This window comes from Flavobacterium sp. XN-5 (assembly GCF_008033395.2).
Taxonomy (GTDB): Bacteria; Bacteroidota; Bacteroidia; order Flavobacteriales; family Flavobacteriaceae; genus Flavobacterium; species Flavobacterium hiemivividum.
Genome location: NZ_VOGZ02000003.1, coordinates 107,869 through 123,105, shown reverse-complemented (window position 1 = coordinate 123,105; position 15,237 = coordinate 107,869). Strand labels below are relative to the sequence as shown.

The following is a 15,237-nucleotide window of genomic DNA, read 5'->3' as shown; positions in this document are numbered from 1 at the left end:
CAAAAAATTATTTTGTAGTAGTAATTATTAAGGTAATCAAGGTAATCAGTAACGAAGATATCGAAATAATCACTCCAGTATTAGAGCCAATCGCCGCCCCGTTTATTCTATTTTTATTAGGCTCCACATATACCACATCATTTTGTGCCAAATAATAGAACGGAGAATTCATAAAATCAGCATTGGTAATATCGACCCTATTATAAGATTTAACCCCATCGATTTCTCTAATGATCAAAATATTGTTCCTTTTGCCATAAATAGTCAAATCCTTCGCCATAGTCAACGCCTCAATCAGAGTAACTCTTTCAGAAGCCACATTATAGGTTCCTGGTAAATTAACCTCTCCTTGAACCGAAATTTTAAAATTCATGATTCGCAGGTTAATATTTGGACTCTTAATATAAACCCCTATTTTTTGCTGTAGCATTTGCAGCACCTCTGAACGGCTTAAACCACTCACCTTTAATTTCCCTAATACAGGAAACTCTATAAATCCTTGTGCATCTACCAGATACAATTGCATAGTTTGTTGCCCAGTTACGGCATCTAATTTCCCCGGGTTTTGTACAGAAACTGACTGTAAGTTAAAAGGCATCGCAATTTCAGGATCTTCGGCAGTAACGATAATCATCAATAAATCATCTGGTTGCAGTTTTATTTCATAGGAGTTGGACTTTCCTTGAGCAGTCATTCCATCAATTCCCTGATAATACACGACATCTTTTCTGGACGCACATGAAAACAATAATGCTATAAGTAGGAAAGGGGTTATTTTCTTTAAGAAAGAAATATATTTCATAGGTTGTTGTTTATTTTTTATTGGTCAAATCAAATTCGCATATCTTATCGCTGTAAGACTAGCGATTCTGTAATGCTCCTTTAATAGATTGTTGTTTATTTTTTATAATGTTATATATGTAATCTTTTGATTTTTTCAAAAAACGCATCATTATACTAATTTCAAAATTTTAAAAGCGGCAAATATAGGCATTATCTTTTAGATACGCTGTTTCAATAAATTTGGATTAGAAATCAACTTGAAACCCTTAGTATACTATCATAAAAGAGAAATTACTTTTAAATCACTCTATTGATCAATTTACCGTCGTTTACCTTAAAACAAATGCAACTTCCTTTTCACTAAATACTGAACACTAAAAAACTGAACACTGATTACTGACACTGAACACTGACCTCCTACTGATCACTGAACACTGACCACTGATCACTGAATACTGACCACTGACCACTGACTACTAAAAACTTATCACTTCCGATTACTCACTAAGTACTGATCACTGAATACTGATCACTGATTACTGAACACTGATCACTACTCACTACTCACTACTCACCACTCACTAATAAGCCTTTTCCTCGCCTTTAAACACATTAAACACCGTAAGGTAAATAATTTTTATATCTAGTAAAAGACTCCAATTTTCGATATACCAAATATCATGATCTACCCGGTCTTTCATTTCAGACACTTCTTTAGTTTCACCTCGAAAACCATTCACTTGCGCCCAACCCGAAATCCCTGGTTTGGCATAATGACGAACGAGATAGTTGTTGATTAATTCTGAATATTGTTCGGTATGCATCAACATATGCGGGCGTGGACCTATCACTGACATCGTCCCCCACAACACATTAAAAAACTGTGGCAGTTCATCAATATTAGTCCTGCGCATAAATGCCCCCATCTTGGTCACGCGGCTATCACCCAGAGTTGCCTGCACGCTGTCTGATAATTTATTGACCCGCATCGTTCTGAATTTAACACACCAAAAATCCTTATTGTCCCTTCCCGAGCGCCGTTGTCTAAAAAATACCGGCCCCGGAGAATCCATCTTGATCAACAATATGATGATAGGAAATAACCACGGGAAAATTAAAACGATAACAGCAAATGAAAAAACAAGATCAAATGCTTTTTTTAGAAGCAAATTAGGCAGGCCTTCCAAGGGTTCCTTACGCAACATTAATACTGGAGTATTTCCGTAAAATGTAATTTGCACTTTGCGCGATCTGGTATACTGCTGGAAATCCGGTATGAATTTGATACGCACCATATAACGCTCACAAAGGGCTGTCAATTCATGGATTATTTTTATATTATCGATATGGAGTGCAATGTACATTTCGTCAACATTACCATTAGCAACGTAATCCTTTACCGCGTCAAAACCGCCTAGTACAGGAGCTGAAATTGGCTCAAAAAGCTCCACTTTATCATCAAAAAAACCTAATATACGATAACCGTAGGTCAAATCTTTAGCAAGGAATTTCCTGATAATTTCCCCTTTATCATTTGCCCCTATTATAATAACATTTTTAAAATTATAGCCCTGCGCCCGTATATACTTCATCAATTTCATGAAAACCACCCGAGAAACGAAAAGCAATGCAAAAAAAAAGATGTAAAAATAGACCAAACGCAAACGCGAAACGGCTGAATATTTTAACAAGCCTACAAATACAGCTATTAATGCAGTATGAATCAGTATGTGTCGCATCATTCGAGTAAGTATCGTCTCAATTCTTTCTATACGGATTATCCTATAGGCATCTTTATAAAACAAGATAACAAACCAAAATAAATTAGACAATAAGGAAACTGTTTGCACTTCCTTTAAATCGACTCTATCTAGGTTTCCGTATCTCAATAAAAAAGAAAGCAGTATGGCACTATTAAGTAAAACTAAATCCCATAGTACAAACAGAAGTTTAAAATAACGGGAAAAACGGTAACCAGCGAGGTATTTTAATATCGGCATATTTAGGGGCGTGAGTATATAGAATATATATTTTAAGCTGTAGTTAATTTACACTTTTAATAATCTGAGTTATTTTAGCTTTTAATATTAGGGTAATAAAAACAGGACCATAATAAAGGTATCGTTTCCACATGCGCCTTGGTTCTTTGATCAAGCGGATAAACCATTCTAGTCGTAACTGTATCCAAAAAGGAGATGGTCGATCTACTGTTCCGGCATAAAAATCAAAGACGGCACCTACAGAACAAATAATTTTAGCGTCTAGTTGGTCTTTATGCTGATAACTCCATTTTTCCTGTTTGGGCGCGGTCATCCCAACAAACAACACATCGGGCTGAAACGCATTGACTGCCTCCAACATTTGCTGATTTTCAACTAAAGAGAATTCCGGCTTGTAAGCTGGTGAAAATGTTCCAACGCTAACATTAGGAAAATCTATAGAAAGGCGTGCCACAATTTTTTGAAGTGTGCTTTCGGAAGACCCTAAATAAAAACAACGGCCTCCCATTTTATTCAATTCCTCCAATAAATGCTGATGAATATCTGCTCCTGCAATCTTTGTGATTTTCTGGCCGCTCAACAATTTAACCGCAGCCACAATGGCCATGCCGTCAGGCAATAAAATGTCAGAACCCTGCAAGGCGGCTTTGAACTCCGAATCCTGTTCACCAATGCAAAAGGAATATTGATTAATCGTGTTGATTAGTGTTTTATCCACAACGGCTAATTCCGACAAATTGCCATTATAAACGGAATAGTGCTGTAAGAAAACGCTAGGTATTGAATTAGTCATTGTTTATTAAATAGATATTTTTTTAAAACTCTTATTCTCTTATTAAAACAGCACTATAAATAGCATCAAAATACTGCTGTTGTAACTCTGGTGAATATTTTTCTGTATAACTCTTAAAAGCATTAGATCCCATTTCCTCTTTTACTGAATCAGAAAGCATATTGAATTTAGTAATAGTTTGTTTTAAATCGTTCACGTTAGAAGATTCAAAATGAAAACCATTCTGTTCGTTAGAAATCATGGAGCTCATTGCCCCCAAATTAGAAGCGATTATAGGTGTACCCACTGAGAAAGCTTCTATTATCGTCATTGGCATTCCTTCATACCAAACAGATGGAAAAATCAAAGCCTGTGTTTTTTGCAATTCTGCTACAACTTTTTCAGAACTTAGATTACCTAAATAACTAATATTCGAAAATTGTTTAGATCCTTCTTCAACTAACTCTTTCAAAGGTCCTTCCCCAGCAATCTTAATCAAATACGGCAGTTCTTTAAACGCATCCAATAAAACATCGATTCCTTTTTCTTCAGATAATCGTCCGATAAAAAGAAAATGCGATTCTTTTTCAATCTTACTATCAACTACTGGAGCAATTCTAAAATTTGGCTTTACTGTAAAATGCTCTTTTGAAACCCTAAAATTAGATTGTTGGAATAGCTCAACAGCAAAAGGCGTTAAACACACATAGGCGTCTATTTTTTGCCAAGTCCCTATTTTTTTATGAAACCAGACAACAAAAGCAAGCCAGAAGGTTTGCGCTATTGAGGAACGATATACTTTATTAAGTATCGCTTTCCAAGGAAACGCTTGTTTCAAACTATCAGTAAACAACTGTCCTTTATATAATAGAATTGCTGAAGGACATAACAAACGGTAATTATGAACCGTATGAACAATTGGAATGCGTAATCGATATATTTCTCGAAAAACCAATGGGCCCATTGCAAAATGCCAATTGTGTACATGTACGATATCCGGTTTGAATTCTTGGATTTTTTTTCTGACTGCTGTAGCAGAACCAATATTCCAGATAGAACATAAAAATTGCAACGCACCTTTCAAGCCAGCCTGATTTTGAAAATACAAAACTTCCACGGTGTGGTCTTGCTTTAATAATTCCATCTCCTGTTCTACAACTGAATCTTCACCACCTTGAAGCTGATAATGAGAATGAATAAGAAGAATTTTCAATTTTACTGTATTATTATTTTTTTAAATCTAGCTTAAGACTTTTATTTTCAAAAGACAGATCATATAATCTTGAATAAGAATCAATCATTGTATTTAAAGAAAATTTTTTCGAAACATAACTATATGCTTCCTCTTTCAATTCTTCTAATTCAAATTCTTTATTGACTATTTTTTTCAATAGGATAAACAATTCTTCTTTATTTTCTAAATGAAATTGCAGCTGCCAATTTACTGGTAATGTTTCATCAAGTCCCGGAGCGAAAGCTGCAATTACGGGTACTCTTGCGAAAGAGGCCTCAATGGACATTAACACTAAACCTTCAAAACGAGAGGGCATAATAATGAAATCAAACACATATAATTTATCCGAAATATTAGAAACCGCATCATACAAAAAAACATTAGTGGTAGTCACTGTAAGTTTCTGCGCTTCCTCTCTATAAGTTCCGTTTCCTATAAGATGAAAAACAAATTGATCTTCAAATAAATTATTGATTTCTAGAATCCTTTCTAATAATATGTCTATCCCTTTTTGAGTTTCAAATCTTCCACAAAATGCTATGTTAATTTTCTGCTTGTTAATTAAGAAAGGCGTTTCCTTCTTTGAAGGACAGCTACATCCATTATAAATCACCGAAGTATATTCAGACACAGTAAGATTATTTTTTTTTCTTAGTTCTTGGTATGCAACCAAAGCAGCTTCAGAAACTCCAATAACCGTATCGTTTGTAAAAGAGGATTCAACAAACTTAGCTACTTTTGGATATTCTGTCCATAATTCTGTATTATGAATGGTTCTTATTATTTTGAGTTTAAAAAAAAAGTTCAGTTTTAAAAACATTGACAGTACAAAGTCTGGTAAATCAGTATGAGAATGTACAGCCTTAGGCTTTTCTTTAACTATATGATACCCCAATTTAAATGGAGCAAATAATAGACCTAATCTTTTTGGCCCCTTAAATAAAGTAATTACTCTAATTTTTTTTGAAAAAAGTTCCTGCTTTTTTTCAAAGGCATATTTACTTTTCGTGTGGTACAACTCAACAACAATAAATTCAAAATCATTTGGATTAGCTTTACTGCAATTTTCAGACAAACTAAAAGCAATATTCTCTGCTCCTCCGAGATTTACGGATGTAACTAATTGAAATATTTTTATCATAATTTAAATTTATACCTTTTATGAAAAAATACTCTTAAATATCTCATGAAATTCTTGAGCTCTATTTTCTAAAGTCATATCTTTGACACTCAAATAGCAATTTGAACTGATCATTTTATAGTTCTTGATTATGTCATTCGCTGCTTCACCAAAACCTTTTAATGGATCGATTAGGTAACCGTTATATCCATCTTCAATTAAACAAGAAGCACCTACATTTTTAGAGCATAAAACGGGAAGTCTACAAATTAATGCCTCGACAACAACAAATCCATATTGCTCATATAATGATGGTAAAATAAATACATCGGCAGCTTTGTAATATGCCTTTAACCCCAACCCTTCTTTTACTGGCACTAGAATTACTTTGTCACCTAAGTTATTCTCTTTTATATAAGCAATATATTTATCCTTCTCCGCGCCATCTCCTATTAACACAAGTATACTATCATTCCTTTTTTCCAGTAAAGAAATAGCAGACATCCAGTTTTTTTTATAACTGAAATTCCCCACTCCAAGAAAAACAATTTTATTTTCGGGTAGTTTTAACGTTTTTCTTAACTGTTTTTTGTCAGGAATACTATTAATATCTTTCGTCCATTGAAATACATCTATTGTTTGTTTTGACAAACGTATATTAAGATTTTTATTAATGGAATTTAAAAAATCCGTACTTAGTTGTGAGGCCGAAATAACGCAATCTGTTTTTTGTAATGTTATTTGCCTGAGTAATTTTCTTAAATAAGAGGTGTCCTTTTCTGTAGCTAAAATTGCATTTGTCAAAATGATGAATTTACATTTTAAGGTTCTTTTCAACAGTGCGATTAATATGGATGGAATCCAAAATGCGATACTGAGAACAATATCTGGTTTAAATTTTCTGATATGCGTTAGAAAGCTAAAATTCAATTGATTCCTAAATGAATCAGAACCATTCCCAATTACTACTAGTTCAAAAGATTTTCTTTTATAAGTAAGACTTTCTGCAGTCCAATCTACATGATCAGAAGGATATTCCCCAAACTGAAGTACAATTAAATCAACTAAACTCCCCAAATGATTATAAAAATCATAATTAACGGGGTATAATGGCGGATGTAAAACAACTACTTTCATTTAAATAATATATGCAAAAAAATTATCAATATTGAAAATTGAACATAATGACTATTTTTTTTATGTTACATTTACGATTTAAAATAAAAAAAATTCTTCTTATTTCGATTTAATTGTCCACAAAAAAGGCATTAATGCTCTTAAATTAATGGTTAAAAAATGAAAGCTAGCAACAAGCAATCCATTATGTCTTTTGTCAAAAACAAAAAAATGTGGCGGATAACAACCATTAGTTGCCGTATATAAACTCTTTATTCTTTTCAGTACATTCACCTCAGGTGATCTCCACTTTGGTAACTCTGTATGACTTTCACAGGCACCTATAAAATCAGGGCCAATGTAAAGAGTCACCCCAAGCTTTTTTGCTCGCAGACTATAATCAAAATCACCTAACGCATGATGAAAAACAGGATCTAAATTTCCTACAATATCATATGCTGCTTTGGATACTAAAACACAATTACCATTAAAATAATCACATTCTTGGAATTTTCCATTTGGGACAAGTAATCCTTTTTGACTATTACTATATCCCCCGTAGGTAACTCTAGAAGCAAAAGAAGATTTTGTTGTTCCACATACTATTGAATTTCTCTGTGTCTTCGATAATAGCACCTCAAGAGCATTCATCTCTAAAAAAGTATCATCATTCAACCATAAATAATAATCGAAATCATTAGTGGCTGCAGCAGTTTGCCACGCTAAATGCATTCCGCGGTTCCAATATAGATTACCATCACCAGCAATAATAGTCACTTTAGGGAATTGACTAGCAATAGCTTCCGCTGTACCATCAGTAGATCCATCGTCTACTAAGAAAACTTCGATATTGAAATCTGCATCGAGACCTTGCTGCGCATATAAGGCATCTAGGCATTGCAGGGTTTTTTCCTTGCGGTTGTGACAGGTGAGCAGAACGGCGATTTTGGGTATGGGGATCATTGTTAATTTAAAATGGATTTTATTAATTTTATTTGATTAAAGAGGATACTTACCTTGACATATAATTTTCCTTTTTAATAATTACTTTGTCAATAGTATTAAATTTGTTCCTTTTATTTCTTTTTTTCATTGATGGAAAAGTATAAAAACATAAAATTAGAAACCCCCATGGCATCGCACTCACTAATCCATTGTTTGTTGAGCCTACTAATAGGAAAGAACTCAAGATTATAAATTTAAAATATAAAGAGTAGTCTTTTAGAAAACGTTTGACTAAAGAGTAATAAAGCAAGGCTAATAATGTAAAGATAAAAATCCCATAATATATAATAAGAACAATATAAGAATTCTCAACACCACCGGCACCTAATTTATTCATAATAGGAATATAATTGAGAGAATTACCAAACAATAAATCAGAACTATTAATATAATTAAACGCATCAAAAACTTCTAACCTGGTGTTTGCACTTCCATCCATTATATTCCCTTCCGCAATTCGTCCGCCTAATCCATAATTGAACATAGCTGAATAAATAAAATAGGTCATCGTAACTAGAAAAATAACTAGTAACAATGAAACAGTCTTTTTTGTTTTTCTATCTTTAATAAGATTCAGTAGATAGATTGTCCCTAATAAAATCCATATTAATATTGCAGCCCTTGCATTAAAACACAGTAAGGAAACAAACCCAAGAATCAAATAGAATAACTTATAGAAGATACTCATTTGAGAAGTTAAAACAAATCCCATTATCGTTGAAATACACAAGGCATTTGCTAAAGGGTGCCCGAGAAATCCGCTACTTCTAAAACTCCAATCTACAATAGCGCTCTCGTCTATTTCATCAACAAATGGGAATAAATTTGTTAATGACCAGCGCTCATATATAGCCAAAAAACATTCTGCAATAAAAAAAAATAGAATTAGTTTTCTTATTACTCTCTTATTAGATATGTTTTGCACTCCCAATAAAATCGACAGACTCATTGGCACTATTAAAAAAAAAACAATATGATTAAATTGATCTGACTGCCCCAAAAATATTTTAATGAAAAGGAGAAAGAAACCAGCTAATATAATATGAAACTCTTCTTTGAATTTCGCAAACAATTTATGCTTACTGTCTCCTAAAAACTTTACTGCAAATAAAAAAACAATTATCAATGAGGAATAAGTACCTACTTCCTTTATACCAATTTTAGCAGCAACTGAAGTACTCAAAAACATATAAGTTAGTATTCCAATAAATAAAAGATATTTCATTTTTTTTTAGATATTACAAATCAACATTAAAGAAACAAGATGCAATTATATAATTACGAACTATAGTCTTCTTAGGATAGTCTCAGTTAATAGGTGAATTTATAACAATAATCAATCTTTTTATAAATACAATTCATAAATTTCCTCCGCATTATTTTGTATATTGAACAGTTGATTTACTAAATCCTGAGCACTTTTAGACATCTCAGTCATCTCTTTTTTATCGGCTATTAATTCTACAACCGTATCAGCTAACAACCGATAATCCTCTGCAATTAAAACACTGTTTTTTCCTGATTTATTGAAATCACGCAAACCGGGCACATCGTATAAAATCGCAGGTGTTTTACAAGCCATAGCTTCGATAGTTGTAATGGAAATCCCTTCAAAACAACTAGTCATTAGGTAAATATCTGATGCTATAAGGTACTTCCGTACTTCTTCTTGATTGCCACAAAATCGCACTTTATCATTCACACCTAAATCCTTTGCTAATTGAATTTCATCTGCTTCAGTGCAGCCCTTACCTAAATGTAAATACAGACAATCTGGTATTTTTTCTAAAATTAGAGATAAGGCTTTTATAATATCGGTATGGCGTTTGTTATCATTGCATCCGCCTACTGAAATTAAAACTAAAGTTTTTTCGCTGATTCCTAATTCCTTTCTTACAGCAAATTTCTCGCCTTCCGCTGCCGGAAAAAATCGGGTATGCCCATACCAATTATATACCTTGGTTGTTTTATTATGGTACAATTTTAATTCGTGATCATAAACTGAATCACTAATAGCTTGAAACCTACATTTAAAAATTATTTTTGCTGACCACCGAATTAAACAATGATATGGATAGGTTAGTACTCGAGTAGGAAATACTGCGTGAAAAGTATAAACCGATTTGATATTAGCCAGCCAAGCACAAAAAGCAAAACCCCATCTGGCCGCGGAACTATGTATGTGTACCACGTCAAATTGTTCTTTTTTTAAAAGTTTTATTATGACATTATAGTACCTGATCCGTTGTATGTACCTTTTTAAAGGAGGCATTGGATGGTGCATTACCTTATATCCTGCACGCTCAAAAAACGGTGCATACTGCCCTAATTCTGTTGCTGTTGCCATTACCGTCAATTCACAACCTTTTTCCTGAAAAAAAGGGGCGGCATCAACGTACATTATTTCAGCTCCGGAAAATTTTAAACTGTGAAGGATATGAATTATTTTCATAAAATATTTTTACTATTCTGATTTTAACAATAATTTATACGCCTCCAAATATTGATTTACCACGATTTTTTCGCTAAATCTATTTACAGCCACCATTCTTGCAACTTTCGAGCAATTGGAATAAACTTGAGGCGACATCAGTTTTACTAGAGCTTCCTTTACATCCTCTACTGAATTAATATCAACCAGTAAACCGCCTCCATCTTTTAGAATCCATTCAGGTCCTCCAGAATTCATTCCTGCTATGACTGGTATGCCCATTGCCATTGCTTCCACTAAAACCATCCCAAAAGACTCCTCTCTCGAAGTATGTAAAAACACATCCATTTCTGCAAGATCTTTCATCAATTGATTAAAAGGGATTGCACCATGAAATATGATGTTTTCCGTATTTAATCTACCTTTACACCATGTATCAGCTTCTTCTCCCTTTCCGAAAGATTGCCCATACAAATGCAACACTGCGTTGGGATAAAGTATTCGAAATTGCTCAAATGCTAAAATACCCACAGGCACATTTTTTCGATTCGTAAATCCATTGTTAATCATGGCGATTGAAATTTCACTTCCTATAAAGCGGGAAGGTTTGTGATAATTAAAAATTTCATCTGGCTCAAAATTTGGTATTACTGAAATTTTTTTTGAGATAATATAGCGTAGCCCTTTACTACAGTAATCCGAAACAGTAGTTAGATTATTGGCCTTCCTAATCACTAAAAAGGACATTATTAAACGATACAAACGATATAAATCAGGTTGTGCTTCTAAAACATGCACAGGTGAGTCATGACAAGTTACCAATGTACTTACTCCACTTTTTAAAGCACCCAATGCCCATTCATATTGCCAATGCGCATGTACGAGATCTGGCTTAGCTTTTAAAATTGCCTTTTTTATATAATTACTTTCAACGGCAAAAAAATCTTTGCAAACATACCTCGGCCTTGCTCTATGTGGCCCCATATAAATGGATAGATTTTCTTCATGCCACTCAAAAGAATCTCCTATGGCTATTTCCGGCGATGATGAAAAAACAGAAATCTGATGCCCAAGCTCTAACAATGCATTAATCAAATGATTAACAGGAACACCACCCATACCTATTGGCCAATTAGAGCGATCTCCATCATATTGTATTTTTAAGGACGGTATGTGAATAGGTCCAGCAATTCCTATATGCATAACTACGACTATATTAAATTTAATCCTATTTTAACACATTACCAATAACAAGCGCCTTCAACAGTAGCTGCGCCAGCTGGTTTATCTTCATCTCCAGGTTTTACCCAATGTTCATTCATTAACTTAGCATAGTTGTAGATTGGGTTGTAATTTGAATCTTCCCATCGTTTGCCTCTTATACCAAAAAGCAATTGCAGACTACCTCCCATTTGAATTGATTTTTTACCCATTCGTTTTGCATGTGCTGCCAATGGAAATCCATACGCACCGCAACCAATCAGACAAATATCATAATCATGATTGTCCATTTCAGTTTTCATATGATCCAATGCTTCAAACCAATCATTATATTCTGTTGTATTACCGGCAATACTCTGGACTGCCTTAATAGTCAATAACTCAAATTCAGGCAATAAGTTATCTTTAAATAATAATTCTCGTTTTTTATATTGCTGTTCTATAGTATTGCTAAATGGGTGCACCACCAATACTTTTTTACCTTCCAACGCTTTTGTCCATGGTATTTTGGAAAAATAAGGGTTCAATAGTTCAAATTCAATCTTAGAACTGTTTGATAATTCCTTACTAAATAGTTTTTCATTAGGTAACCAAGAAGCCAATACATCCACATGAGAAATATCTTGAATCATTAATTCGCAGAATTGCTCGATTTTATCTTCTCTTGCAGGAAAAAAACCAGACCATTGCTGCATTTGCTTAATTATATTTTGCTCCCACCACCAAGGATTACTTTTTCCTAAAATATAATTCACATACTGCTTTTTTTCTTTGTGTACTCCAATAGAGTTACTTAAACAAGTAAGTTCAGTACTACCAAAACGAGCAATCATGCAAGGCTCGTGAGACATTAAAGCATCATAAATAATTTTGGAGGCAACATCTGCATCTTGAATACATTTTGGTTTCGCTTCTTTTTCGCCATTAAATACGATTTGATAAACTCTACGTATACTTTTTAAAGCAAGAATTTGATATTTGTTCATTTTAATTCCCTTATAGTGTTGCTTTTTTTAAATACCCCGTCATTATTAACCATTACCCAATCATCCGCATCAGGATACCCGTGCCAAAAATCCTCGGGACATACTTTAACACCCCTATTTAAGAGTGATGGCTTATAGGAAAATGAACTTTTACTGCTAATTAATAAATCTGCAAAAACCATATGTAGAAAAGAATCTTGTGCATTCATATCTAAACAAAAGTGCAAGTTCTTAAATTGTGAGAACTCTATAAAATCGCTTTCTACTCCTTGTGAAAAAAGATAAATAGCTATGGGTTTATTTGTTTCAAGGCCATTAAGAACATTCTCCAATACTTTTACAAAATAATCGTTTGCTTGCCAACGCATCAGTAAGTTGGCATTTTGATTCTCTTGACCGATTACTATATCACCTCTACGAACGTGTATAGCTATATTTAAATTATTCGATTCGAAAATTACAGCGTCTTTTTTCCGTGCGGCAGCATTATGAAATTTCTCTTGAATGGATTCTATAACGCCATATTGATCTTTATACCCTTGATCTTGTTCGGCTACAAAAACTACTTTTTTGTTGCAATAGGATGCAATTATATCTTTTTGCAAAAGTACTTGTGCATTATTGAATTCATCAAATAAAGGAAGTCGCACTTTTTTATAACCATCACGTAATAAATTGGCTGTTTTTTTTTCCTCCTGTCCAAACCCTAAAAAAAAGTCCCATTTACTACTTAAAAAAGGAATATGCGCAAATTGTAATCCAAATTGTTGGGCAAACCAATATCCTGCAATCCAATTTGCCATTTGATGTCCTATTCCTGCACCTGGATTAGGGATGGCAGTGTAATAATTAAATGAACTTGACGAAATAACATTTTTGTTAAAACGATAATGCCAATAACTCTTATACAGTTTTGGGTAATAGGATTTACTTCTAAAATAAGATACTAATTTAGCTCTATAACTTCTTTTAAATTTACCTACTAAAATCATTATATTATATTTTGGCATCTATACGTTTCTAATTTTAGTGACAATTAAATCTTTTAAACTTATAACCATTTTTTGTTCATCTATTGACAATCCTACTTTCCAAATTAATATTAAATAGGCAAGCGTTCCTAAACTAATTACAATAAACAGCCTTATAATAGTATCTTCAAGAAACAGTAGTGGCATAGCTCCAATTAGTAACGACAGAATAAATGCGCTGCCACATTTTAATACGATTTGATTAAAAAATAGTGAATAAGACAAATTAAAATTTATTTTAGAATGGTGTAAAACATTTATGAATTGAACGAGAGAGAACGCTATAAATATGATATAAATACTGAAAGGAGGGAATTCTAAACTAAATAAAATATAAGCAACAACAATGGGAAGCAAATTTAAAAAAGCATTGTATTTTTGATAACTTTTAATATTACCTACTGCTGTAATTGCACTATTCAAAGGAATATAAAATTGTTCTATTAAATTCCTTACTAATAGCAACCTGCAAAATAGTATCGCAAATTCAGGTACATTTACTAGCCATAAATTTAATAATTTTGGCATTTCAATTAAAAAGGGTATATACAAGAAACTGAGCAAAAAAAACGATATTTTACTCCCTGTTAAAGTTGCCTTAATCATTTTATTTCTATCACCAGACCCCTCACTTTTATCTATTAACGGATTTAGCGCTTTGGATAGCGTTAAAGCAAATACGCCTAACTGTCCACTGATCTGCCCAGCAATTCCTTGAGCTGCATTAATTTTTGTGCCAAAAAAAATATTTAATACGATAGCTTGTCCATAACCCGCAATCATACTACTAGCAGCACCCAATAAGGACCAGCCTGCAAAATTCCTAATTTCTTTTAATAAAGGTTTGTCGTAATAACGGCGGAACTGCAAGACACATTCGGCATAATAGCGGTGGCAATAGATTCGGCGCAATACCAATAAAAAAATGGAGAGTGCGGCCATCAAAAAGCCATAAGCTACTAAATGGTCGTAAGCACTGTAAGTAATATATAAGGCAATACCTAATTTTAATATCGCCTCGACAATTCCCAAAATAGCATACAACAACATATTCTCGTGCGAGGTTATCACCGCTTCATAAGGAACAGATAAGACGGTAAAAAAAGTACTTGCCACCATAAAATGGAAGATAATTTTTGCAACCTCTACTCTTTCAGCAGCAATATTTAATATTCCATTTAAAAAAAAATAGCCCGCAATTTCTAAAACTAGAACCATCAGCAGCGCTATAACAGCGTGCAAAAGTGTACTCATGTTAAAAATTCGTTTTACCTTTTCTAGATCACCAGCGCCTTGTGCAAACGACATAAATCGTTGGGTAGCCGCCGCCATGGAACTGTTTAAAAACCCCAGCATGGCTATCACCCCGCCAACTACATTGAACAACCCAAAATCAGACACGCCAAGCGCAGCAAGAATTAGCCGTGTAGAATAAAGCGATATAAAAACTGTAATCGCCATGCGGACATATAATATTCCCGTATTCTTGGCTACTCGATGAGCTGCTTGCATAGAATTTTTTTGTTCTTTTTGCGGTT

At 33.5% G+C, this 15,237-nt stretch carries 13 protein-coding genes; all 13 read right to left on the bottom strand.

The window, feature by feature from the left end; genetic code table 11:
• Nucleotides 1–7: 7 nt before the first annotated feature.
• Nucleotides 8–802, bottom strand: coding sequence for a polysaccharide biosynthesis/export family protein (locus tag FQU23_RS07755; RefSeq protein WP_147673360.1), 795 nt, complete (start codon nt 800–802; stop codon nt 8–10).
• A 562-nt stretch (nt 803–1,364) separates the two neighbouring features.
• Nucleotides 1,365–2,783, bottom strand: a complete 1,419-nt coding sequence (locus tag FQU23_RS07750; protein ID WP_147673359.1) for an undecaprenyl-phosphate glucose phosphotransferase — start codon at nt 2,781–2,783, stop codon at nt 1,365–1,367.
• 43 nt (nt 2,784–2,826) lie between these two features.
• Nucleotides 2,827–3,576 (bottom strand): WecB/TagA/CpsF family glycosyltransferase, encoded by a 750-nt coding sequence (locus FQU23_RS07745; RefSeq protein WP_147673358.1) that lies wholly within the window; start codon nt 3,574–3,576, stop codon nt 2,827–2,829.
• Between the two features lie 31 nt (nt 3,577–3,607).
• A complete protein-coding gene (locus tag FQU23_RS07740) occupies nt 3,608–4,768 on the bottom strand; it encodes a glycosyltransferase (protein ID WP_147673357.1) in 1,161 nt (386 codons plus the stop codon).
• A gap of 13 nt (nt 4,769–4,781) precedes the next feature.
• Nucleotides 4,782–5,930, bottom strand: a complete 1,149-nt coding sequence (locus FQU23_RS07735; RefSeq protein ID WP_147673356.1) for a glycosyltransferase family 4 protein — start codon at nt 5,928–5,930, stop codon at nt 4,782–4,784.
• Between the two features lie 18 nt (nt 5,931–5,948).
• Nucleotides 5,949–7,046 carry a glycosyltransferase family 4 protein gene (locus FQU23_RS07730; RefSeq protein WP_147673355.1) on the bottom strand — a complete coding sequence of 366 codons (1,098 nt, stop codon included), beginning with the start codon at nt 7,044–7,046 and terminating at the stop codon, nt 5,949–5,951.
• 99 nt (nt 7,047–7,145) lie between these two features.
• A complete protein-coding gene (locus FQU23_RS07725; protein WP_209282330.1) occupies nt 7,146–7,988 on the bottom strand; it encodes a glycosyltransferase family 2 protein in 843 nt (280 codons plus the stop codon).
• Between the two features lie 49 nt (nt 7,989–8,037).
• The gene (locus FQU23_RS07720; protein ID WP_147673354.1) at nt 8,038–9,255 is read right to left on the bottom strand and encodes a hypothetical protein; all 1,218 of its coding nucleotides are present in this window, start codon (nt 9,253–9,255) and stop codon (nt 8,038–8,040) included.
• 120 nt (nt 9,256–9,375) lie between these two features.
• Nucleotides 9,376–10,482, bottom strand: coding sequence for a glycosyltransferase (locus tag FQU23_RS07715; RefSeq protein ID WP_147673353.1), 1,107 nt, complete (start codon nt 10,480–10,482; stop codon nt 9,376–9,378).
• 12 nt (nt 10,483–10,494) lie between these two features.
• Nucleotides 10,495–11,664: a glycosyltransferase family 4 protein gene (locus FQU23_RS07710; RefSeq protein ID WP_147673352.1), complete on the bottom strand. Its 1,170-nt coding sequence runs from the start codon at nt 11,662–11,664 to the stop codon at nt 10,495–10,497.
• Between the two features lie 38 nt (nt 11,665–11,702).
• The gene (locus FQU23_RS07705; protein WP_147673351.1) at nt 11,703–12,668 is read right to left on the bottom strand and encodes a hypothetical protein; all 966 of its coding nucleotides are present in this window, start codon (nt 12,666–12,668) and stop codon (nt 11,703–11,705) included.
• The gene (locus FQU23_RS07700) at nt 12,665–13,678 is read right to left on the bottom strand and encodes a hypothetical protein (protein WP_209282329.1); all 1,014 of its coding nucleotides are present in this window, start codon (nt 13,676–13,678) and stop codon (nt 12,665–12,667) included. Before FQU23_RS07700 ends, FQU23_RS07705 begins: the two co-directional genes overlap by 4 nt.
• A complete protein-coding gene (locus tag FQU23_RS07695) occupies nt 13,679–15,211 on the bottom strand; it encodes a hypothetical protein (protein WP_147673350.1) in 1,533 nt (510 codons plus the stop codon).
• Nucleotides 15,212–15,237: the final 26 nt, after the last annotated feature.